Annotated in this window: 20 protein-coding genes and 1 tRNA gene; 14 read left to right on the forward strand and 7 right to left on the reverse strand. The window is 73.0% G+C overall.

The window, feature by feature from the left end; translation table 11 throughout:
• Positions 1-46: 46 nt before the first annotated feature.
• On the reverse strand, positions 47-1,645 hold the full coding sequence (locus tag ACFQ11_RS13025) for an ArnT family glycosyltransferase (protein WP_378298538.1): 1,599 nt from the start codon (positions 1,643-1,645) through the stop codon (positions 47-49).
• Between the two features lie 112 nt (positions 1,646-1,757).
• Between ACFQ11_RS13025 and metG the strand changes: the two genes are divergently transcribed.
• Complete coding sequence (gene metG / locus ACFQ11_RS13030; RefSeq protein ID WP_378298539.1) at positions 1,758-3,551, forward strand: methionine--tRNA ligase; 1,794 nt, start codon at positions 1,758-1,760, stop codon at positions 3,549-3,551.
• Positions 3,548-4,366 (forward strand): TatD family hydrolase, encoded by an 819-nt coding sequence (locus ACFQ11_RS13035; protein WP_378298540.1) that lies wholly within the window; start codon positions 3,548-3,550, stop codon positions 4,364-4,366. Before metG ends, ACFQ11_RS13035 begins: the two co-directional genes overlap by 4 nt.
• 12 nt (positions 4,367-4,378) lie before the next feature.
• Here the strand turns inward: ACFQ11_RS13035 and ACFQ11_RS13040 are convergent, their stop codons facing one another.
• From ACFQ11_RS13040 to ACFQ11_RS13050, 3 genes are read right to left on the reverse strand one after another with little or no spacing between them, the layout of a single operon-like run.
• Complete coding sequence (locus ACFQ11_RS13040; protein WP_378298541.1) at positions 4,379-5,359, reverse strand: hypothetical protein; 981 nt, start codon at positions 5,357-5,359, stop codon at positions 4,379-4,381.
• Between the two features lie 10 nt (positions 5,360-5,369).
• On the reverse strand, positions 5,370-6,326 hold the full coding sequence (locus tag ACFQ11_RS13045; protein WP_378298542.1) for a hypothetical protein: 957 nt from the start codon (positions 6,324-6,326) through the stop codon (positions 5,370-5,372).
• 1 nt (position 6,327) lies between these two features.
• Positions 6,328-6,534: a hypothetical protein gene (locus ACFQ11_RS13050; protein WP_378298543.1), complete on the reverse strand. Its 207-nt coding sequence runs from the start codon at positions 6,532-6,534 to the stop codon at positions 6,328-6,330.
• A 248-nt stretch (positions 6,535-6,782) separates the two neighbouring features.
• Here ACFQ11_RS13050 and rsmA point away from each other — a divergent pair, with 248 nt between their 5' ends.
• The 7 genes from rsmA (at position 6,783) to ACFQ11_RS13085 (ending at position 13,487) form a co-directional block, all read left to right on the forward strand.
• Positions 6,783-7,658: a 16S rRNA (adenine(1518)-N(6)/adenine(1519)-N(6))-dimethyltransferase RsmA gene (gene rsmA / locus ACFQ11_RS13055; RefSeq protein ID WP_378298544.1), complete on the forward strand. Its 876-nt coding sequence runs from the start codon at positions 6,783-6,785 to the stop codon at positions 7,656-7,658.
• 97 nt (positions 7,659-7,755) lie between these two features.
• Positions 7,756-8,808, forward strand: coding sequence for a glycoside hydrolase family 26 protein (locus tag ACFQ11_RS13060; RefSeq protein WP_378298545.1), 1,053 nt, complete (start codon positions 7,756-7,758; stop codon positions 8,806-8,808).
• 52 nt (positions 8,809-8,860) lie between these two features.
• The gene (locus tag ACFQ11_RS13065) at positions 8,861-9,790 is read left to right on the forward strand and encodes a 4-(cytidine 5'-diphospho)-2-C-methyl-D-erythritol kinase (protein WP_378298546.1); all 930 of its coding nucleotides are present in this window, start codon (positions 8,861-8,863) and stop codon (positions 9,788-9,790) included.
• Between the two features lie 96 nt (positions 9,791-9,886).
• Positions 9,887-10,090: a hypothetical protein gene (locus tag ACFQ11_RS13070; protein ID WP_378298547.1), complete on the forward strand. Its 204-nt coding sequence runs from the start codon at positions 9,887-9,889 to the stop codon at positions 10,088-10,090.
• Positions 10,091-10,131: 41 nt separating this feature from the next.
• The gene (locus tag ACFQ11_RS13075; protein ID WP_378298548.1) at positions 10,132-10,539 is read left to right on the forward strand and encodes a hypothetical protein; all 408 of its coding nucleotides are present in this window, start codon (positions 10,132-10,134) and stop codon (positions 10,537-10,539) included.
• Positions 10,540-10,591: 52 nt separating this feature from the next.
• Positions 10,592-12,358, forward strand: a complete 1,767-nt coding sequence (locus ACFQ11_RS13080; protein ID WP_378298549.1) for an ABC-F family ATP-binding cassette domain-containing protein — start codon at positions 10,592-10,594, stop codon at positions 12,356-12,358.
• A 16-nt stretch (positions 12,359-12,374) separates the two neighbouring features.
• Positions 12,375-13,487: an amidase gene (locus ACFQ11_RS13085; RefSeq protein WP_378298550.1), complete on the forward strand. Its 1,113-nt coding sequence runs from the start codon at positions 12,375-12,377 to the stop codon at positions 13,485-13,487.
• On the opposite strand, the gene ACFQ11_RS13090 is transcribed toward ACFQ11_RS13085, so the two are convergent.
• Positions 13,484-13,981 carry a MarR family winged helix-turn-helix transcriptional regulator gene (locus tag ACFQ11_RS13090; protein ID WP_378298551.1) on the reverse strand — a complete coding sequence of 166 codons (498 nt, stop codon included), beginning with the start codon at positions 13,979-13,981 and terminating at the stop codon, positions 13,484-13,486. The two genes, ACFQ11_RS13085 and ACFQ11_RS13090, sit on opposite strands and share 4 nt — an antisense overlap.
• 153 nt (positions 13,982-14,134) lie before the next feature.
• On the opposite strand from ACFQ11_RS13090, the gene ACFQ11_RS13095 reads away from it, so the two are divergent.
• A complete protein-coding gene (locus ACFQ11_RS13095; RefSeq protein WP_378298552.1) occupies positions 14,135-14,920 on the forward strand; it encodes a trans-aconitate 2-methyltransferase in 786 nt (261 codons plus the stop codon).
• Positions 14,921-15,143: 223 nt separating this feature from the next.
• On the opposite strand, the gene ACFQ11_RS13100 is transcribed toward ACFQ11_RS13095, so the two are convergent.
• Positions 15,144-15,863 (reverse strand): TetR/AcrR family transcriptional regulator, encoded by a 720-nt coding sequence (locus ACFQ11_RS13100; RefSeq protein ID WP_378298553.1) that lies wholly within the window; start codon positions 15,861-15,863, stop codon positions 15,144-15,146.
• A 53-nt stretch (positions 15,864-15,916) separates the two neighbouring features.
• Complete coding sequence (locus ACFQ11_RS13105) at positions 15,917-16,870, reverse strand: acyl-CoA desaturase (RefSeq protein ID WP_378298554.1); 954 nt, start codon at positions 16,868-16,870, stop codon at positions 15,917-15,919.
• 589 nt (positions 16,871-17,459) lie between these two features.
• Here ACFQ11_RS13105 and ACFQ11_RS13110 point away from each other — a divergent pair.
• From ACFQ11_RS13110 to ACFQ11_RS13125, 4 genes are all read left to right on the forward strand, one after another.
• Positions 17,460-18,230 carry a hypothetical protein gene (locus tag ACFQ11_RS13110; RefSeq protein ID WP_378298555.1) on the forward strand — a complete coding sequence of 257 codons (771 nt, stop codon included), beginning with the start codon at positions 17,460-17,462 and terminating at the stop codon, positions 18,228-18,230.
• Positions 18,231-18,469: 239 nt separating this feature from the next.
• A tRNA-Gln gene (locus ACFQ11_RS13115) sits at positions 18,470-18,542 on the forward strand.
• A gap of 158 nt (positions 18,543-18,700) precedes the next feature.
• The gene (gene glmU / locus ACFQ11_RS13120) at positions 18,701-20,134 is read left to right on the forward strand and encodes a bifunctional UDP-N-acetylglucosamine diphosphorylase/glucosamine-1-phosphate N-acetyltransferase GlmU (protein ID WP_378298556.1); all 1,434 of its coding nucleotides are present in this window, start codon (positions 18,701-18,703) and stop codon (positions 20,132-20,134) included.
• 146 nt (positions 20,135-20,280) lie between these two features.
• Complete coding sequence (locus ACFQ11_RS13125; RefSeq protein ID WP_378298557.1) at positions 20,281-21,261, forward strand: ribose-phosphate diphosphokinase; 981 nt, start codon at positions 20,281-20,283, stop codon at positions 21,259-21,261.
• Positions 21,262-21,300: the final 39 nt, after the last annotated feature.

Here is a 21,300-nt window from a genome sequence, read left to right on the forward strand (position 1 = left end):
TCACGCGAGGGCCCGCGACCGCCGGGGGATCGGGCTCCCCGGCCGGTCAGCGCGGCGGGTTCCAGAGTTCCAGGACGCCGTCGGAGGACCTCCACATGAGGGTCCAGCCCTCGGCGGGCGAGGGCGCCCAGCCGTAGCCGATCTGCGACTCCATGCCCCGCCAGCGGGTGTAGAGGAGCGGGCCCTCGTAGGCGGTGCGCGGGACCCGCGGCGAGTAGTGCGGCCAGTCGCGGATCTCGCCGTGCCAGGTGCGGTCCCCCCACACGTCCTTCGTGTAGAAGACGAGGGTCTGGGCGAGACGGCGGTCGGTGACGATGAGGTCGATGTCGGCGTCGTGCGCGGCGAGGTGGCCGCGCAGCTCGCCCCACGCCTCGTCGCGGGGCAGGCCGGGGACGGCCTGGACGGCGGCGGCCGTGTACGCGGCGCCGAGCGCGATCGCGAGGACGGGCGCCGCGACGCGCAGGCGCAGGCGCGCGGCCCACGCCCGGGGGACCGCCCGGTACAGCAGGACGAGGGACCCGAAGCCGCCCGCGAGCAGCGCCGGCATGACGGCGAACCAGTACCGGACGAGCCACGCGCGGAGCTTGATGTCGTTCGGGTCCAGGACGCCCGCGCAGACCGTCAGGGGGACTGCGAGGACGCCGAACCAGACGAGGACGAGCGCGAGCCGGCGGTCGCGGGTGACGGCCCAGCCGACGATCGTCAGCGCGAGCGCCCCGATGAAGACCGTCCCGAGCGGGTGCCAGTCGTGCATGGCCCGCAGGAACGAGCGGGCCGCGAGCTCGCGCGTCACGTAGTCGCGGGACTTGCCGCCGTGCGTGGCGGCCGACGACAGCCCCGCCAGCGGCGATCCCCACACGATCTGGTTGTGGACGAGGTTGAGGACCAGCACGCCGAGCATCGGGAGCCCGACCGTGACGTTGCGCCGCCACGGGATCCGCAGCAGCCACAGGTAGACGGGGATCGCGAGGAACAGGAACGCGAGGAACTCGCGGACGAGGAACGCCGACGCCATCAGCAGCCCGGCCGCGACGAGCCACCGGGTCTGGACGCGCCCGGCCCGCCGGCTCGCCACGACCAGCGCCGCCATCCCGAGCGCGAACAGCCCGGCGCCCGGCATGTCTGGCAGCACCACGCCCGTCGACCAGGTGATCTCCTGCCCGTACGGGTTCGTCAGCGTGAAGAACGGGTGCACCAGCAGCACCGCGGCGGACGCGAGCCCCGCGACGTCCCCGAACAGGGCGCGGACGACCAGGTACGTGCCGGTGAAGAACGCGATCCCGCCCAGGGCCGCGACGGCGAAGTACGCCGCCTGCCCGTCCCCGAGGACCGTCATGACCAGCCGCGCGGGCAGCACGAGGCCGAGCCGGGTGACCTGGTGGGGGACCTCGTCGAACGGCCACTGCGTCAGCGGGACGTCGGGCCACGAGCGGGCCGCGAGCCACACGTAGTGCGGGTCGAAGTACAGCGGCGGCGTCATCAGGACGTACTGGACGCCGACGGCCGCCGCGGACACGAGCAGCGCGAGCCACACGACGCGCCGGGTGCGGCGGACCCGGGACAGGAGCCGGGCGGCGGGACGGCGGGACGGTTCGGCGCCGCCCGCGGTCCGGTGGTCGGCCTCGCCTGTCGTCGTCTGGGGCATGTCCGTTTCTGCCTTCGGGTCGCTCGGTTCCTGCGGCGGCAACGCCGAACCAGGCTACTGGGGGCGGGTAAGCGTGCGATCCCGAGGGCGCACGGCGACTACCCTTGATTTCATGTCCTCGTCAAGCCGACACATTCTGACCGCGCCCGCCTGGCCGTACGCCAACGGGCCCCGTCACATCGGGCACGTCTCCGGATTCGCGCTGCCCGCCGACATGTTCAGCCGCTACCAGCGGATGGCGGGCAACAAGGTCCTGATGGTGAGCGGCACCGACGAGCACGGCACGCCGATCCAGGTCCAGGCCGACAAGGAGGGCGTGACCGCCAGGGAGCTCGCCGACCGGTACAACCGCGTCATCGCCGAGGACCTGCACGGGCTCGGCATGTCGTACGACCTGTTCACCCGGACCTCGACGGCGAACCACTACGCGGTCGTCCAGGAGATCTTCAAGGGCCTGTACGACAACGGGTACATCTTCCCGACGCAGACGATGGGGGCGATCTCCCCGTCGACCGGGCGGACCCTGCCCGACCGGTACATCGAGGGCACCTGCCCGATCTGCGGGTACGACGGCGCGCGCGGCGACCAGTGCGACAACTGCGGCAACCAGCTCGACCCGGTCGACCTGATCAACCCGGTGAGCCGCATCAACGGCGAGAAGCCGAAGTTCGTCGAGACCGAGCACTTCATGCTCGACCTCCCCGCGTTCACCGACGTCCTCGGCGAGTACCTGCGGGGCAAGCAGGGGCAGTGGCGGCCGAACGTGCTGAAGTTCTCGCTGAACCTGCTGGACGACCTGCAGCCGCGCGCGATCAGCCGCGACCTCGACTGGGGTGTCCCGATCCCGCTGGACGGGTGGCGCGACAACCCCGCCAAGAAGCTGTACGTGTGGTTCGACGCGGTCGTCGGCTACTTCTCGGCGTCGGTGGAGTGGGCGCGGCGGCAGGGCGACCCGGACCTGTGGCGCGGCTGGTGGCAGGACCCCGACGCCCTGTCGTACTACTTCATGGGCAAGGACAACATCGTCTTCCACTCCGAGATCTGGCCCGCGATGCTGCTCGGCTACAGCGGGCAGGGCGACAAGGGCGGGACCCCGGGGTCGCTGGGCGCCCTGAACGTCCCGACCGAGGTGGTGTCGTCCGAGTTCCTGACGATGGAGGGGAAGAAGTTTTCCTCGTCCCGCCAGATCGTTATCTACGTGAAGGACTTCCTCGACCGCTACGACGTGGACGCCCTGCGCTATTACGTCGCGGTCGCCGGACCCGAGAACCAGGACACCGACTTCACCTGGTCGGAGTTCCGCCGCCGCAACAACGACGAGCTCGTCGCCGCGTGGGGCAACCTGGTCAACCGGTCGGTGAACATGGCCGCGAAGAACTTCGGCGCGATCCCCGAGCCGGGCGACCTGACCGACGCCGACCGGGCGCTGATGGAACGCAGCCGCAACGCGTTCGCCGCCGTCGGCGCCGAGCTGGAGCGGTCGCGGTTCAAGAACGCGATCACCGAGGCGCTCGACGTCGTCCGGGACGCGAACCGGTACCTGTCGGACCAGGCGCCGTGGAAGCTGAAGGACGACCCGGCGCGCGTCCAGTCGATCCTGCACACCGCCCTGCAGGTCGTGGACGACGCGAAGACGCTGCTCACGCCGTTCCTGCCGAACTCGTCGCAGAAGGTGTACGAGATGCTCGGCGGCGAGGGCGTGTGGAGCGGCATGCCGGAGCTGCGGGACGTGTCGGAGGACGGCGGCCCCGACTACCGGATCCTCACCGGCGACTACGACGTCGAGGCCCGCTGGGAGTCGCGGCCGGTGCGTCCCGGCGTCCCCCTGAGCAAGCCGACGCCGCTGTTCGCGAAGCTGGACGAGTCGATCGTCGACGAGGAGCTCGCCCGGCTGGAGGGCGCGTGAGCTCCGGCGGGCAGGCGGCGCGGTCCTACGCGCCGCTGCCCGGCCGCCTCCCCGTGGACGTCTTCGACAGCCACTGCCACCTCGACATCGTCGAGACGCCGGTCGACGAGCAGCTCGCCGCCGCGAAGGCGGCGGGCGTCGCCCGCATCGTCACGATCGGCTGCGACCTGGCGTCGTCCCGGTTCGCCGTGGACGCCGCCGGCGAGTTCGACGACGTGTACGCGGGCGTGGCGATCCACCCGAACGAGACGACGGGGATCTCCGACGCCGTCCTGGCCGACATCGAGGCGATGGCCGCGCACCCGAAGGTCCGGGCCATCGGCGAGACCGGCCTCGACTACTACCGGGACTGGGCGCCCAAGGACGACCAGCACCGCTCGTTCCGCGCGCACATCGGCATCGCGAAACGCACCGGCAAGGCCCTCGTGATCCACGACCGCGACGCCCACGACGACGTCCTGGCGATCCTGAAGGAGGAGGGCGCGCCCGGCACGGTCGTGTTCCACTGCTACTCCGGGGACGCCGCGATGGCGGAGGTCTGCGCGGAGAACGGGTACCTGATGAGCTTCGCCGGGAACGTCACGTTCAAGAACGCCGAGCCGCTCCGCGAGGCGCTGCGCGCCGCGCCCCTCGACCTGATCCTCGTCGAGACCGACGCGCCGTTCCTCACGCCCGTCCCGCACCGGGGCAAGCCGAACGCGTCCTACCTGATCCCCCACACCGTCCGCGCGATGGCCGAGATCAAGGGCGTCGAGGTGGACGAACTGTGCACGGCGATCGCCGCGAACGGGGAGCGCGCGTTCGGTCCCTGGTGAGCGCCCCGTCCGTCAGTCCGCCGTGTGGTACTGGGCGAAGACCAGCACGATCGCGATGTCGCGGTAGACGCGCGGCGCCGCGTCCTCGACCCGCACCACGCACCGGCGCCCGGTGTGGGCGATCGTGGCGACGGTGACGCCCCCGGCGTCCGTGACGCGCAGGCTGCCCGACAGCCGCCCGCCGGTGGGCTCGGCGGACCCCAGCGGCGTCCCGTCGGGGCCGATCAGGGCGTAGCGGGCGGGCCCCGCGGAGATCCGGCGGACCAGCGCACGGGTGGCGCCGGAGGGGTCCAGCAGGACGTGGTCCGGTTCCCGGCCCTCGGCCGACCGGTGCTCCACGACCGCGAGCGGCTCCCCGCCGGGCGACTCCAGCGGCCGGAACTCGCTGCGGTCCCGGTTGACCCCGGCGGCGGCGTCGAGGGGGGAGCGGCCCCCTGCCCGCAGGGCGCGGCCCGGGATCTCGACCGGGCGGTATCCGGGCGGGGGCGGGCCGGGCGGGCCCAGCGTCGCGAGCGGGAGGCCGTTCGCGTGGTCCACCCGCTTCGGGGTGACGACCAGCAGCGTCCCGCCCGCCGGCTCGGCGAGGAGGCTCTCGGCCAGCTTGCGGCCCGGCCCGAACGACACGCGGAGCGCCCAGATCGCGATCCCCGGCGCGATCAGCAGCGGCACCAGCGTGAGGTAGTAGACCCAGTTGCCGCCGAATCCGCCCCCGTACGGGCCCATGGGCCCCACCCGCACCGGGACGTCGGTGCCCGCGTCGTCCTTGTCGAGCCCGTAGATCTCGCCCGACCCGGTCTCGCCGCCCTCGGTCCGCCATGTACCGGTGCAGCTCAGGTTGTGCCTCTTTCCGTTCGTCGTCTTCACGCACCGAGTGACGGACGCGGTCGCCTTCTCCCCGGCGGCGAGCGTGTACGTGATCACCACGGGCCAGAACAGCAGCGCCGCGACGCATGTCCCGAGGATCGTGAACGCGACGGCACGGGCACGGAGCATCGGTCCTCCTTCAGTTGCGGTGATGGAATTGGGCGAGGACGAGGGCGAGCGCGGCGTCGCGCAGCAGCGGCGGCGCCGTCTCGTCGGCCCGCAGCACCCAGTCGCGTCCGCGCAGGCCCGCGGCGGCGAACCGGTTCCCGGGCACGTCCCGGACGGCGAGCGTCCCGATCCCGGTGGCCGTCCGGGCGGAGCCGAGGTCGCCGCCGGACGGGTCCAGCAACCGGTAGGCGAGGGGATGCGGGGACTCGCGGCGCAGGATCAGGCGCGGCGCGCCCGACGGGTCGAGCACGACGGTCTCGGCCTCGAACGGGGACCCGGTGCGGTGCTCCAGCAGCATCAGGGGCCGCCCCGCGGCGTCGTCGACGGCCTCGACCAGGACGTCCTCGCGGTCCCCGGAGTCCCACGGCGGCCGGTGCGTCCGCCGGGGCCGGCCCGGCAGGTCGAGGCGCTGCGCGCCCGGGGGCGGGGTCGCGGCCCGCACCGACGCGTACGGGGACCCGTCGGCGCGGCGGACGGCGGCGCGGGAGACGACGAGCGCCCCGGGCTCGGCGAGCAGCGACGCGGCGAGCCCGCGGCCCCGGCGGACGATCCTCCGGTGGAACCGGAGGTACCCCAGGACGCCGAGCGGTACCGGCACCGTCCACAGCAGGAACGGCCAGCCCCGCGCCCACCCGTTCGCGTAGGGGCCCGCCGGGCCGATCCGCACCCGCAGGGTGCCGCCCTCCTGGTGGGGGTGGATCCCGTAGATCTCGCCCGCCCCGCGCTTCCCGCCGTCCGTCCGCCAGAAGCCGCGGCAGGTCTCGATCCCGGTGCCGGTCCGGGTCCGCTCGCACTCCGTGACGGTGGCGGTGGCCTTCTCACCGAAGACGAACGTGTACGCCAGGACGCCCGGCCAGACCATCGGGGCGACCAGGAGCACGACGAGCAGGGCGAGCGGGACGAGCCGTACCCGGCGCGCGCGGCCCATCTCAATACGTCCCGCGGAGCCGGACCGGGCCGAGGGCGAGCGCGGCGTCGCGCAGTTCCGGCGGCGCGTCCGTCCCGAACCGCGGGAGCCAGGTGTCCCGCCGCCCGGCGGCGAACGTGCGGGCGGGGACGGCGGTGCGGGCGGTCCGGAGGCCGAGGATCACGATGGGGGTCGCGACGAGCACGAGGCGGAGGCGGCGCATGGTCATCCGACGCCGCCCGGCACGGCGGCGTTCCCCTCTCGGTCGACCCCCTCGGTCGGCGCGGACGGGCCGGACGGGGCCGAGGGCGAGGGCGGTGTCGCGCGGCCGGGGGGCTCCCGGCTCGACGCGCGGCGCCCGGCCGCTCCGGCCCTCGGCGGCGGTGGCGGCCCGCCGGCCGGCGGGCCACGGTCCGTCCGCGGCAGGGAGCGGGGGAGCGGGCCGGGGGAGGGCGCGGCTGCTGAGACAATCTACGGATGGGGGAGACGCGGGGACTGCTCGGGCCGGCGGACGTCCGGGAACTGGCGGCACGGCTCGGCGTGCGGCCGACGAAGACGCTCGGCCAGAACTTCGTGGTCGACGCCAACACCGTCCGGCGGATCGTGCGCGCGGCCCGGCTGGCGCCGGACGACGTCGTGATCGAGGTCGGGCCGGGGCTCGGGTCCCTGACGCTGGCGCTGCTCCCGGAGGCCCGGCGCGTCGTCGCGGTCGAGATCGACCCGGTCCTCGCGGGCGAGCTGCCCGCGACGGCGGCGGCGCGCGAGCCCGACCTGGCCGGCCGGCTGGAGGTCGTGCGGGCCGACGCGATGAAGATCACACAGGTGCCCGGCCCGGCCCCCACCGCGCTGGTCGCGAACCTCCCCTACAACGTCGCGGTGCCGGTCGTCCTGAACCTGCTGGCCGCCCTGCCGTCCCTGGAGAAGGCCCTGGTCATGGTGCAGGCCGAGGTCGCCGACCGGATGGTCGCCGAGCCCGGCGGCAAGATCTACGGGGTGCCGTCGGTGAAGCTCGCCTGGTACGGCGACGCCCGCCGCGCCGGGCCCGTCGGCCGCGCGGTGTTCTGGCCCGTTCCGAACGTCGACTCCGGGCTGGTCGCGTTCACCCGGCGGGAACCGCCGCCGACCACCGCGTCCCGCGACCAGGTGTTCGCCGTGGTCGACGCCGCGTTCGCGCAGCGGCGCAAGACGCTGCGGGCGGCGCTCGCGGGCTGGGCCGGGTCCGCCGCGGCGGCCGAGGAGGCGCTGCGGGCGGCGGGCGTCGACCCGCGCACCCGGGGCGAAGCTCTCGACGTGGCCTCCTTCGCCCGGATTGCCGAGTATGGTCCTTCAGGGCGGGGCGGCACCCCCCAATGATCCCCCGGCGGCGGCCCCCGGGGACGCACGAACCCGGACGAGTCGGAGGACGATGGTGAACGCGCGTTCGCGGACGGCGCGAGCGAGGATCCCGGTGGTGGCGACGGCCCTGATCGCGGTGGCGGGGCTCACCGGGACGGTGGCGGCGGGCTGCTCCGACGGCGCGGGCGCGGCCCCCGACATCACGACGACGGCACGCGCCGGCGTCGCGCCCGTCCCCCCGCGGGAGGGCGCGTACTTCGGCGCCTGGCTGCCCGGCTCCGCCGCCCCCGGCGGCGACGACGCGGGCACGGGCGCGAGCCCGTCCGGCACCGGGAACACCGCGGCGGCCCCCGCCGAACCCGAGATGGCGGACATCACCGGGTTCGAGGGCGACCTCGGCCGCCGGCTCGACATCGTCCAGACCTACCACCGCTGGAAGGACGACTTCCCCGGCGACCTCGCCGCCGACGTCGCCGCGTCCGACCGCCACCTGCTGCTGACCTGGGACGGCGGCGACACCCGCGAGATCGTCCAGGGGCGCTTCGACGAGATGGTCCGCGACCGCGCCCGCGCGATCAAGAAGCTCGGCAAGCCGGTCTTCCTGCGCTGGTCCCGCGACATGGACGAGCTCACCGAGGAGGAGCGCGTCCACTCCCCGGCCGACTTCATCGCCGCCTGGAAGCACATGCGGAAGGTGTTCGCCGAGGAGCAGGTCCACAACGTCGCCTGGGTCTGGTGCCCCACCGCCCGCGGCTTCGGGACCCGCGACGCCGGCGCCTACTACCCGGGCGACGAGCACGTCGACTGGGTCTGCGCCGACGCCCGGCCCAGCGGCGACTTCGACTTCCAGGCCCTCGCGGACTCCCTCAAGCCGTTCCTGGAATGGGCCGACGACCGCTCCAAACCCATCATGATCGCCGAGTTCGGGGCGCCCCGCTCGTACGGCGAACGCCGCGCCGAATGGCTCCGCGCCGCCGCCGAGACCCTCCAGAACCCGCAGGTCAAGGCCGTCGTCTACTTCAACTCCGACGAGCGCGCCGACGGCCCCCGCGACGAGCGCCACCGGTACGCCGTGACGGGCGACGAGCACGCGGTGTCGGCGCTCCGCGAACTCGCCACCGCCCCGTACTTCAACCCGCGCGGCCTGCCCGTCACCAGCGGCGGCTGACCCGCCCGGCGCGGTGCGCGGCCGCCCCGCCCGTCCAATAGGGTTCGGTGACGTGAATCCGGTCAGCGTGCGCGTCCCCGCCAAGGTCAACCTGCAGCTCGGCGTCGGCCCGCTGCGCGACGACGGGTACCACGACCTCGTCAACGTCTTCCACGCCGTGTCGCTGTTCGACGAGGTCACCGCCGAACCCGCGGACGAGCTGCGGATCACCGTCGAGGCCGCGCCCGGCTCCCGCGTCGCGATCGGCGGCGTCCCCACCGGCGACGGCAACCTCGCCGCCCGCGCGGCCCGGCTCGTCGCCGAACGGCTCGGCGCGGCGCCCCGCGTCGCGCTGCGGATCCGCAAGGCGATCCCCGTCGCGGGCGGGATGGCGGGCGGCAGCGCCGACGCCGCCGCCGCGCTGCTCGCCTGCGCCCGCCTCTGGGACGACCCCGCCGCGCCCGCCCTCGCCCCCGCCGACCTGCTCAACCTCGGCGCGCGGCTCGGCAGCGACGTCCCGTTCGCGCTGCTCGGCGGCACCGCCGTCGGCACCGGCCGCGGCGAGCGGCTCACCGCCGCGACCGTCCACGGCACCTTCCACTGGGTGTTCGCGACCGCCGACGGCGGCCTGTCCACCCCGGCCGTCTACGCCGAGTGCGACCGGATCCGCGCCGCGCGCGGCGGCGGCGTCCCGGAGCCCCGGGAGTCCGGCGCGCTCATGGCCGCGCTCGCCGCCGGGGACGCCGAGGCGCTCAGCGCCGCCCTCACCAACGACCTGCAGCCCGCCGCGCTCGCGCTGCGCCCGTCCCTGCGCGGCGTCCTGGACGCCGGCCGCGACCTCGGCGCCCTCGGCGCGCTCGTCTCCGGGTCCGGCCCGACCTGCGCGTTCCTCGCCGCGGACGCCGCCGGCGCCGCCGGCCTCGCGGACGCGCTCGACCGCGCCGGCGTCGCCGCGCAGACGCTCACCGCGCACGGCCCCGTACCCGGAGCAACGGTCATCTGACGGTGCCGCTTTAGTTGCGCTCCGCACACAAGCGAACTTCGCCCGCCGGACGGGCGTCATCTCCCGTGACGCCGATTCCGCGGACGAGGTGAAGCGATGACGTACCTTTCGGGGTTGCTGAGTCTTTCGGGGTTGCTGGGTCTCGTCGCCGTCGCGATGATGGTGACGCTCGTCGTGCTGGCCGTGCGCCGGGACCGTGCCCTCCGGCGCAACGCCCCCGAGGCGGTGGCCGCCCGCGGGGCCGCGCCCCGCCGGCGCCAGGACGGCGGCGCGGCGGGCCCGCCCGCCCGCGTGCCCTAGCCCGTGTCCGGCTCCCGTCGCCGCCGCCCCCAGGACTTGCCTTGGCCTCCTCGCTGCTCCTCCTGCTGATCGTCGCCGTCCTCTTCGCGGTCGTCGTCGGCGCCGTCGTCCTCGTCGTCGTCATGGCGACGAGGAGATCGCGGCCCGCCCCCGGCCCCGGCGCGTACGGCCCGCCCTACGGCCCGCCCGGCTATGGCCAGCCCGGTTACGGCCCGCCCGGTTACGGCCAGCCCGGCTATGGCCCGCCCGGGCACGGTCCCGGCCCGTACGGGCAGGCGCCCCGGCATCGGGGCGGGTCCGGGTGGGACGGTGACGCCGGCTTCGACGCCGACTGGCCGGGCGGCCACTCCGGCGGCGGATCCGGCGGCGACTCCGGCGGCGGATCCGGCGGCGACTCCGGCGGCGGGTCGGGGGGCGACTCCGGCGGCGGAGGCGGCGGCGGAGACTGACCCCCCGCGCGACGCGCGACCGGTTCGCGGCAGGCAATAGGCTGGAAGCGTCGTGAATCTGATCAATCTTGAGAACGTCGCCAAGTCCTACGGGCCCAAGCCGCTGCTGGACGCCGTCTCCCTCGGCCTCGACGACGGGGACCGCGTCGGCGTCGTCGGCCGCAACGGCGGCGGCAAGAGCACCCTCGTGTCCGTCCTCGCCAAGGAGACCGAGCCCGACTCCGGGCGCGTCACGCACGCCCGCGGCCTGCGCCTCGGGCACCTCGTGCAGCGCGACGAGTTCGCCGCCGGCGCGACCGTCCGGTCCGTCGTCCTCGGCGACCGCGCCGAACACGAATGGGCCGGCGACACCCGCGTCCGCGACGTCCTCGCCGGGCTGCTGCCCGGCCTCGACCTGGACGCCCCCATCGCCGGGATGTCGGGCGGCGAGCGCCGCCGGATCGCCCTCGCCCGCCTCCTCGTCCCCGAGTCCGACCTGATCCTGCTGGACGAGCCCACCAACCACCTCGACATCGAGGCGATCGACTGGCTCGCCCGGCACCTGCGCGGCCGCAAGGGCGCCCTGCTCGTCGTCACCCACGACCGGTGGTTCCTCGACGCCGTCACCGACCGCACCTGGGAGGTCGTCGACGGCCGCGTCGAACGCTACGAGGGCGGCTACTCCGCGTACGTCCTCGCCAAGGCCGAACGCTCCCGCATCGCCGCCGCCACCGAGGCCAAGCGGCAGAACCTGCTGCGCAAGGAACTCGCGTGGCTGCGGCGCGGCCCGCAGGCCCGCACGTCCAAGCCCAAGTTCCGGGTCGACGCCGCGCAGGCCCTCATCGCCGACGAGCCCCCCGCCCGCGACTCGGTCGAACTGACCCGGTTCGCGACCGCCCGGCTCGGCAAGACCGTCATCGACGCCGAGGACGTCACCGTCCGCCTCGGCGACCGCGCCATCTTCGACCACCTCACCTGGCGGCTCGGCCCCGGCGAGCGCGTCGGCCTCGTCGGCGTCAACGGCAGCGGCAAGAGCACCCTGCTGCGCCTCCTGGACGGCACGGTCGCCCCGTCCGCCGGGGCGATGGTGCGCGGCAAGACCGTCCAGCTCGCGCACCTGTCGCAGAACCTGGAGGAACTCGACCCGGACCGGCGCGTGCTGGAGTCGGTCGAGGAGATCCGCCGCCGCATCACCGTCGGCAAGCGCGAATGGACCGCGAGCCAGCTCCTCGAACGGCTCGGATTCCCCGGCGACCGGCAGTGGACGCCCGTCGGCGACCTGTCCGGCGGCGAGCGCCGCCGCCTCCAGCTGCTGCGGCTGCTCATGGGCGAGCCGAACGTCCTGCTCCTCGACGAGCCCACCAACGACCTCGACATCGAGACCCTCACCGAGGTCGAGGACCTCCTCGACGGCTGGCCCGGCACCCTCGTCGTCGTCAGCCACGACCGGTACTTCCTCGAACGCGTCACCGACCGCGTCGCCGCCCTCCTGGGCGACGGCCGCGTGTCGATGCTGCCCGGCGGCGTCGACGAGTACCTGGAGCGCCGCGCGTCCGCCCGCACCGCCCCCGCGGTCCCCGGGACGTCCGCCGCGCCGGCCCCCGCGCAGCCGTCCAAGCCCAAGGGCCAGCAGGACTGGAAGGCCCGCAAGGAACTCGACCGGCTCGAACGCCGCCTGGAGAAGCTCGCCCGGCAGGAGGCCGAACTGCACGAGCAGCTCGCCGCGCACGCCACCGACTACGCCAAACTCCAGGAACTCGACGGGCAGCTCAAGGACGTCCAGGCGCAGGCCGCCGAGGTCGAAGAGGAATGGCTCATGCTCGCCGAGGACATCGGCTGACCGCGATCGCCCTGCTATGGCCACATGGATACTGCGGATCGACGCCCCCGGTGACGGCCCCCGGCTGGCCGTGAAGGACGCCATCGACGTCGCGGGGCTCCCCACCACCGCGGGCAGCGCCGCCATCGCCGCGGACGCCGCGCCCGCCGGACGCGACGCCGCCGTCGTCGCGTCCGCCCGCGCCGCCGGCGCCCGCATCGTCGGCAAGACCAACCTCACCGAGTTCTGCCTCGGCGTCGACGGCCTCAACCCGTGGTCCGGCACCCCCGTCAACCCCCTCGACCCCGCCCGCGTCCCCGGCGGCTCCTCCAGCGGCTCCGCCGTCGCCGTCGCCGCCGGCGAGGCCGACGTCGCGTTCGGCACCGACACCGGCGGCTCCGTCCGCGTCCCCGCCGCCTGCTGCGGCATCGCGGCCCTCAAGACCACGCACGGCCGCGTCCCCCTCGACGGCGTCCACCCGCTCGCCCCGTCCCTCGACACCGTCGGCCCCATGGGCCGCGACGTCGCCGCCGTCGTCCTCGGCATGCGGCTGATCGAACCCGCCTTCGCGCCCGTCCCGTACGAGCCGGGCCGCCCCATCGCCCGGCTCCGGCCCCCCGGCGTCCGCCCCGAGATCGACGCCGCCGTCGACGACGCCCTGCGCCGCGTCGCGCCCCTCGCCGACGTGCGCGCCGAGGAGTTCGACGAGGCCGGCATGGCCAACGGCGCGATCGTCGGCCACGAGGCGTGGGCCGTCGACGGCCGCTACCTCCAACGGCCCGACCTGGTCAGCGAGCGCATGCGGCACCGGCTGCCGATGCTCCAGAGCATCGCCCGCAAGCACCTCGCCTGGGCCCGCCACGTCCAGCGGGCGCTGCGCGCCGAACTCGACACGATCCTCCAACGGCACGCCGCGATCGCCCTGCCCGTCCTGCCGACCGTCGCGCCCGAACCCGACGACGACCTCCAGGGCGACCTGCCCCTCACCCGGCTCACCGGCCCCGTCAACGTCGCCGGGCTGCCCGCGTTCGCGCTGCCCGTCCCGCTGCCGGGCTCGCACCTGCCCGCGTCCGTCCAGCTCATCGGCCCCGCGGGCGGCGAGGAACGGCTCTGCGGCCTGGCCGCCGCGCTCGAGGCCGCCCTCCGCTAGTCGCGCGCGGTGTCGAACGGGACCAGCAGCGTCCGCAGCAGCCCCGCCAGGGCGTCGTGCTGCGCCGGGGTCAGCCCCGCCAGGATCGCCTCCTCGCGCGCCAGCAGGTCGGCGAACGCCGCGTCCACCCGCGTCAGCCCCGCCTCGGTGAGCCGCACCTGGACGCCGCGCTTGTCCTGCGGGTCCGGGTGCCGCTCCACCAGGCCCGCCGCCGCCAGCCGGTCGATCCGGTTCGTCATCGTGCCCGACGTCACCAGCGTCGCGCGCAGCAGCCGCCCCGGGCTCAGCTGGTACGGGCTGCCCGCCCGCCGCAGCGCCGTGAGCACGTCGAACTCCCACGACTCGAGGTCGTGCGCCACGAACACGGCCCGCCGCGCCCGGTCGAGGTGACGGGCCAGCCGCGACACGCGGCTGAGGACCTGCAGCGGACGCACGTCCAGGTCCGGGCGCTCGGTCCGCCACGCCTCGACCAGCCGGTCGACCTCATCCTCCATGCCGCAAGCCTACCTGTCTTGATATCGAGATACCCCGGGTGAGGGCGTGAGGGGACCCTAACGTGCGTCCCTCCGGCGGCGCCCCCGGCCTCGGGCCCGACCGGCGCGCGGGATTCTTGACATCAAGATATGGGCGGGGCATCATGTCTCTCGATGTCGAGACAAGCCGAGGCCGTATGGGACCCCGCGCAATACGGGGTCTACGGAGACGAACGCTTCCGGCCGTTCCGCGAACTCGTGGAACGGCTCGGCGACGTCGCCCCCCGGCGGATCATCGACCTCGGGTGCGGGAGCGGGGAGCCCGCCGCGACACTGGCGGGCCGCTGGCCCGCCGCCGTCGTGGAGGCCCTCGACTCTTCCCCCGAGATGATCGACGCCGCCCGCGCCCACGAGATCCCCGGACGCCTCACCTTCCGCGTCCAGGACCTCCGCACCTGGGACGGACACGACGCCGACCTCATCGTCTCCAACGCCGTCCTGCAGTGGATCCCCGAACACCTCGAACTGCTGCCCCGCTGGACCGACGCACTCGCCCCCGGCGGACGCCTCGCCTTCCAGGTCCCCGGCAACTTCGCCGCCCCCAGCCACGCCATCCTCCGCGAACTCTGCACGTCCGACCGGTGGACCGCGCGCCTCGGACACCTCGTGCGGGACGCGCCCGTCCTCAGCGCCGAGGGATACCTCGACCTCCTCGCCGGCCACGGCTGCGACGTCGACGCCTGGGAAACCACCTACATGCAGACCCTCACCGGCGACGACCCCGTCCTCGAATGGGTCAAAGGCACCGCACTGCGCCCCGTCCTCACCGCACTCGACGCGACCGCCGCCGACGCGTTCATCGCCGAATACCGCGAACGCCTCCGGGACGCCTACCCCCCGCGCCCCCACGGCACCGTCTACCCGTTCCGGAGGATCTTCGTGATCGCCAGACGCACCTAGACCACGGCGCCGCCCGCCCGCCCGGGGACAGCGAATCGTTCCCCTGCGGTGTGCCAAACCCGGACGGGCGGGCGGCGACCGGCGGCCGACACGGCCGCAGCACGGCTCCGGCGTCGCGACCCGACGTCGGCGACCCCGGTCGGCGGCCGCCCGGACGAACTCCGGACGGCCGCCGACGCACATACCGGACCGGCCAGACCCGGACCGCCCAGACCCGGAGCGGCTAGACCGGCTGCTCCCCGCTCTCGTCCCGGCGGACCTTCCCCTGCGCCCGCGCCGCGGCCCTCTCCTCCTTGGCCGCGATCTTCTCCGCCCGCTTCTGCGCGCGCTCCATCTCCTTGCGCCGCCGCCGCGGATCCAGCGACGGCCGCTGCTCCAGCCCCGACAGCCCGTTCCACGCCAGATTCACGATGTGCGCCGCCACGTCCTCCCGGCGCGGCTTGCGGACGTCCAGCCACCACTGGCCCGTCACCGCCACCATCCCGACCAGGCTCTGCGCGTACAGCGACGCGAACTTGTCGTCGTACCCGTGCCGGTCGAACTCCTGAGCGAGGATGTACTCGACCTCCCCGGCGATCTCGCTCAACAGGCTCGCGTAACTCCCGGTACCGGTACCACCGTGCGAATCCCGGACGAGGATGCGGAACCCGTCCGGATTCTCCTCGATGTACTCCAAGAGCCCCAGCGCGGCCTTCTCCAGCTTGCCCCGGTAGTGCCGCGCCGACGTCAGCGCCTCGGTCACCAGCCGCAGCAGACCCTCGAACTCCCGGTCCACCACGACCGCGTACAAGCCCTCCTTGCCGCCGAAGTGCTCGTACACCACCGGCTTGGAGACGCCCGCGGCGGACGCGATCTCCTCCACCGACGTGCCGTCCAGGCCGCGCTCGGCGAACAGCGTGCGACCGATCGTCAGCAGCTGCTCACGGCGTTCCTTGCCGGTCATCCGCTTTCTGCGGGTCCTCGGAGCGGGTTCTGTCACAGAATCAATTGTGACGCTCAAGCGGGCTGCTTCGCGCGCCGGGCCGCCAGCCGCTCATCGTTCGGCCACCGGACGTCGTACGCCCAGCCGGCCTTCTCGAACCCCTGGATGATCCGGGCGCTGATGTCGATCTGCCCCTTCAGCACACCGTGCCGCGCGCACGTCGGGTCCGAATGGTGCAGATTGTGCCACGACTCGCCCAGCGACGGGATCGCCAGCCACCACACGTTCCGCGACTTGTCCCGGACCTCGAACTCCTCCTTGCCGAACGTGTGGCAGATCGAGTTGATCGCCCACGTCACGTGATGCACCAGCGTGATCCGGACGAAGCCCGCCCAGAACAGCGCCGTCAGGAACCCCGCCCACGACATCGTGATCAGCCCGCCGAGCACCGCCGGCAGCAGGAACGACACCGCCACCATCGCCGGGAACAGCCGATGGATCCGCGTGATGTCCCGATCGTTCAGCAGATCCTTCGCGAACCGCGGCTTGGACGTCTGCTCCGCGTCGAACAACCACCCGTAGTGCGCCCACACGAGCCCCTTCAGCAGGGCCTTCCAGTCGTTGCCGAACCGCCACGGCGAGTGCGGATCGAACTCCTTGTCCGAGTGCTTGTGGTGGCGCCGGTGATCGGCCACCCACGTGATGACCGGACCCTGTATGGCCATGCTTCCGGCCAGCGCCAGGAAGATCTTCAACGGCCGCTTCGCCTTGAACGACCCGTGCGTGAAGTACCGGTGGTACCCCACGGTGATCCCGCCCGCGGTCAGGACGTAGAACACCGCGGCGAGCGCGACGTCCGTCCAGCCGAGGAAGCTCCCCCACGCCAGCGGCACCGCCGCGATGAGGGCCAGGAAGGGCACGCCCGTGAACACGGCCACCAGCACGCGTTCGGCGTTGCCCTGCTGTTCGGGTGCGAGTTCGGGGCGCCGCTGCGGGCGCGGAGAATCAACCGTCGGGGCCGTGGTCATGTGTCACCACTTCACTTCCTGTAACTCGGGAGGCCTTACCTACGCCAACGTAACCTACGGAACCGTAGGTTTGACAGATTCGCTCGGTAAAATCAGCGGGAATGTGTCCCTCGGGTCACAGAACTCTCGCTCTTGCTCCGCCGTGCCCCCGCGGAAGAGGCCGTCAAGGCCCTTCCCCCGCATGAACGCGCGGCGCGCGCCGGACGTTCGCTCGTCGGCCCGTCGGCCGGTGACGCCTTCGGCGACCAGTTCTTCCTCCTCGCCAACCGGGACGTCTCCACGGAGACCGGCGTGCCGCCCGCGCCCTGGAACCGGCCGGGACGACACGCAGTTGACCTGCCACATAGCCGACGCCCTAAACCAATCCGGTCAAATCAGCCACGATGCCGCCGCTCCTTGCCCGCTCCCTCGCCGACCGCGATGGACATCCGCCCAGCACGAACCCGCCGCCGTCCCCCTTGACCGAAGCCCGCGAGCCTTTCTCGCACTGGGGAGAGGTTCTCGACCCATGCACATCCACCCGCAGGGACGGTAGCAGTTAGTAGTCAATTGGCAACAGATGGTTAAAGTTGCTGGTAAAGTTCGTCGCATGGGTGGACCGATGCCGGACGAAATCCGAGACGAGCTCAAGCCCAAGGCCATCGAACTCCGCAAGCAGGGCTGGACCTACAAGGAAATCGCGGGTTCCCTGGGAATCGCCATAAGCACGTGCTCGCTGTGGTTACGGGACGTTCCCGCCCCGCCGCGGCCCGGCTACTCGCAGGAGCGCGTCGCCGCCGCGTGGAAGGAGCGCTGGGAGCCCGTCCTGGTCGCCCGTGAGAACGAGCGAAGAGAGACCAAACTGGCCGCATGCCGGCAAGTGGGCGAGTTGAGCGACCGCGAGGTGCTGCTGGCGGGCGCTCTCGTCTACTGGTGCGAGGGTGGCAAGGACAAGATCTACCGGCGTGAGGAGAAGGTCCGGTTCATCAACAGCGACCCCGCGCTGATCCTCTTCTTCTGCCGCTTCCTAGAGGTGGCGGGGGTCGAGCCTGGCCAGGTGCGGTACCGGTTGCACATCCACGAGACGGCGGATGTCGCGGAGGCCACCGAGTGGTGGGCCGACTTGGTCGGCGCACCAGCCGAACTGTTCATGAAGCCGGTGATCAAGCGACATCGGGTCAGGACGAACAGGAAGAACCTCGTCGATGACTACCGAGGCTGTCTGCAGATCAGCGTGAACCGGGGCGCCGACCTCTATCGGCGCATCGAGGGCTGGGCCTACGGCGCCATGCTCGGCGTCGAAGCGGGGAGTGCGCGCCTGCTCGCGCGGTCGGACGCCGCGATCACCGACCTCGCGCGCCCACGCGGCCCGGCGGAGTGAGCGACCCCACGGTCCAGGGCGTGAACCGGCTCGTTCCTGCTCCGATCGGAGCAGGAACGAGCCCGCGGCCCGGCAAGGGGCGCGACATGTCGGAGCCTGGCCCGCTTTCGACCGGAAGCGGACCAGGCGGGTGGGGGTGCGGCCGGGGGGCTCCCGCTTTGAGGTGGGCGCGAAGCGCGGGTGTCGGTATCGTTGGGCCTGCCGGCGGCAGGCCGGTGTCCGATCTGCCGCCTTTGTGGTCCGCCGTGGCGTAATTGGCAACGCAGCTGGTTTTGGTCCAGAAGATTCTAGGTTCGAGTCCTAGCGGCGGAACTGTCCGGTATGTCCGGTGGGTAGCCGGGTGGTGGGCGGGGGATGACGCCCGCATGTCGGGCGGTATCCTTCGGGTTGTCGGGCCGGTGTGCCCTGCGGCGCATGTCGTCGCAGGTCGGCCCATACGTCAACCGTCCGCGATGCCGAGGAGCCTCCTTGTGAGCGCCAGCCGTCCGGCCGCCGTCATCGTTCTCGCCGCGGGCGAGGGCACCCGGATGAAGTCCCGCACCTCGAAGGTGCTTCACGAACTCTGCGGGCGCAGCATGCTCGGGCATGTGCTGGCCGCCGCGCGGGGTCTGGAACCCGAGCGGCTCGTCGTGGTCGTCGGGCATCGCAGGGAGCAGGTCGTCGCGCACCTGGACGAGCACGTGCCGGAGGCGCGCGCCGTCGTGCAGGACGAGCAGAACGGGACGGGCCACGCCGTCCGGATGGCGCTCGAGGAGATCGGGGCCATGGACGGGACGGTCGTCGTCACGAACGGCGACCACCCGCTGCTGCGCTCGGAGACGCTCGCCGACCTGGTGCGGACGCACGAGGACGAGGGCAACGCGGTCACCGTGCTGACGACCGAGATGCCGGACGCGACCGGGTACGGGCGGATGATCCGGGCCGGTGACGGGAGCGTCGAGGCGATCGTCGAGCACAAGGACGCGTCCGCGGAGCAGCGGGCGGTCAACGAGATCAACGTCGGGATGTACGCGTTCGACGGGTCGCTGCTGGAGGACGCGCTCAAGCGGGTGACCACGGACAACGCGGGCGGCGAGGAGTACCTCACCGACGTGGTGGCGATCCTGCGGGGCGACGGGCACCGGGCGGGCGCCCACCTGGTCGCGGACTGGGTCGAGACGCAGGGCGTGAACGACCGGGTGCAGCTCGCGCAGGCGCGGCGGCAGCTCAACGACCGCATCCTGGAGGCCCACATGCGGGCCGGGGTGACGATCGTGGATCCGGCGTCCACGTGGATCGACGTGCAGGTGACGGCGGAGCCGGACGCCGAGGTGCTGCCGGGCACGCAGTTGCACGGGGCCACCCATCTGGGGGCGGGCGCGCGGGTCGGCCCGGGCTGCACGCTGACGGACACGAGGGTGGGCGCGGACGCGGTGGTGGTGAACGCGGTGTGCGTCGGTGCGGAGATCGGGCCGGAGGCGTCCGTGGGGCCGTACGCGTACCTGCGGCCGGGGACGAGGCTCGCCGGGAAGGCGAAGGTCGGGACGTACGTTGAGACGAAGAACGCGGACGTGGGCGAGGGGGCGAAGGTCCCCCACCTGACGTACGTGGGCGACGCGGAGATCGGCGCGGGGTCGAACATCGGGGCGAGTTCGGTGTTCGTGAACTACGACGGTGTCGAGAAGCATCGCAGCGTGATCGGTTCCCATGTCCGGGTCGGCAGCGACAACATGATCGTCGCGCCGGTGACGGTCGGGGACGGCGCCTACACGGCGGCCGGTTCCGTGATCGTGCAGGACGTGCCGCCGGGTGCGATGGCGGTGGCGCGGGCGCGGCAGCGCAACGTGGAGGGCTGGGTGGAGCGCCGGCGGGCCGGGACGGCTTCGGCCGAGGCGGCGCGGCGGGCCCGGGACGAGGCCGAGTAGGCCGCCCTCCGGGGTGCAAGGCAGGGCGGACAGCGGCGTCCCCCGCGAACAACAGACGACCCGTGCGCGCGGACTCTTGCGCGCGCGGGGAGTGGGGACAACAACCCACGTGAAGCACAGTTCCATTGAGGGGGAGTCGTTCAAAGGTGAGTGGGATCAAAGCGAGCGGTCAGAAGAAGCTGATGCTCTTCTCCGGCCGAGCCCACCCGGACCTGGCCAAGGAAGTTGCCGACCACCTCCACGTCGAGTTGACGCCGACGTCGGCGTATGACTTCGCGAACGGTGAGACGTTCGTGCGGTTCTTGGAGTCGGTGCGCGGTTCCGACGCCTTCGTGATCCAGAGCCACACCGCTCCCATCAACCAGTGGATCATGGAGCAGCTGATCATGGTGGACGCGCTGAAGCGCGCGTCGGCCAAGCGGATCACGGTGGTGGCGCCGTTCTTCGGGTATGCGCGGCAGGACAAGAAGCACCGGGGCCGGGAGCCGATCTCGGCGCGGCTGATGGCGGATCTGTTCAGCACGGCCGGGGCGGACCGGGTGATCACGGTGGATCTGCACACGGCGCAGATCCAGGGGTTCTTCAATGCGCCCGTGGATCATCTGTTCGCGCTGGATCTGCTGGCGCGGCACTTCGAGAGCAGGCTCGACCTGTCGAACGTGACGGTGGTGGCGCCGGACGCGGGCCGGGTGCGGGTGACGGAGCGGTGGAGTGATCGGCTGGGCGGTGTCCCGATGGCGATCATCCACAAGAAGCGCGACCCGGACGTGGCGAACGAGGTGAAGGTGTTCGACGTCGTCGGTGAGGTCGAGGGCCGGACCTGTGTCGTGGTGGACGACATGATCGACACGGGCGGGACGATCGTGAAGGCGGCGGACGCGCTGTTCGAGAACGGTGCGACGCGGGTGGTCGTGGCGGCGACGCACGGTGTCCTGTCGGGGCCGGCGGTGGACCGGTTGAAGAACTCGCGTATCTCCGAGGTGGTGCTGACGAACACGCTGCCGATTCCGGAGGACAAGCAGTTCGACAAGCTGACGGTGCTGTCGATCGCGCCGTTGATCGCGCGGGCGATCAACGAGGTGTTCAGCGACGGTTCGGTGACGAGCCTGTTCGGCGGTCACAGCTAGGCCGCCGTTCGCCGCCGGTCGTGCCCGGCCCGCCCCACG

The sequence above is a fragment of the Actinomadura sediminis genome (genome assembly GCF_042675525.1).
Classification (GTDB): Bacteria; Actinomycetota; Actinomycetes; order Streptosporangiales; family Streptosporangiaceae; genus Spirillospora; species Spirillospora sediminis.

Excerpts from the sequence above, each read along its gene's own strand:
- ACFQ11_RS13025 (WP_378298538.1), bottom strand. The coding sequence starts at position 1,645 with ATGCCCCAGACGACGACAGGCGAGGCCGACCACCGGACCGCGGGCGGC.
- metG (WP_378298539.1), top strand. The coding sequence starts at position 1,758 with ATGTCCTCGTCAAGCCGACACATTCTGACCGCGCCCGCCTGGCCGTAC.
- ACFQ11_RS13040 (WP_378298541.1), bottom strand. The coding sequence starts at position 5,359 with ATGCTCCGTGCCCGTGCCGTCGCGTTCACGATCCTCGGGACATGCGTC.
- ACFQ11_RS13045 (WP_378298542.1), bottom strand. The coding sequence starts at position 6,326 with ATGGGCCGCGCGCGCCGGGTACGGCTCGTCCCGCTCGCCCTGCTCGTC.
- ACFQ11_RS13050 (WP_378298543.1), bottom strand. The coding sequence starts at position 6,534 with ATGACCATGCGCCGCCTCCGCCTCGTGCTCGTCGCGACCCCCATCGTG.
- rsmA (WP_378298544.1), top strand. The coding sequence starts at position 6,783 with ATGGGGGAGACGCGGGGACTGCTCGGGCCGGCGGACGTCCGGGAACTG.
- ACFQ11_RS13070 (WP_378298547.1), top strand. The coding sequence starts at position 9,887 with ATGACGTACCTTTCGGGGTTGCTGAGTCTTTCGGGGTTGCTGGGTCTC.
- ACFQ11_RS13085 (WP_378298550.1), top strand. The coding sequence starts at position 12,375 with ATGGCCACATGGATACTGCGGATCGACGCCCCCGGTGACGGCCCCCGG.
- ACFQ11_RS13090 (WP_378298551.1), bottom strand. The coding sequence starts at position 13,981 with ATGGAGGATGAGGTCGACCGGCTGGTCGAGGCGTGGCGGACCGAGCGC.
- ACFQ11_RS13095 (WP_378298552.1), top strand. The coding sequence starts at position 14,135 with ATGTCGAGACAAGCCGAGGCCGTATGGGACCCCGCGCAATACGGGGTC.
- ACFQ11_RS13100 (WP_378298553.1), bottom strand. The coding sequence starts at position 15,863 with ATGACCGGCAAGGAACGCCGTGAGCAGCTGCTGACGATCGGTCGCACG.
- ACFQ11_RS13105 (WP_378298554.1), bottom strand. The coding sequence starts at position 16,870 with ATGACCACGGCCCCGACGGTTGATTCTCCGCGCCCGCAGCGGCGCCCC.
- ACFQ11_RS13110 (WP_378298555.1), top strand. The coding sequence starts at position 17,460 with ATGGGTGGACCGATGCCGGACGAAATCCGAGACGAGCTCAAGCCCAAG.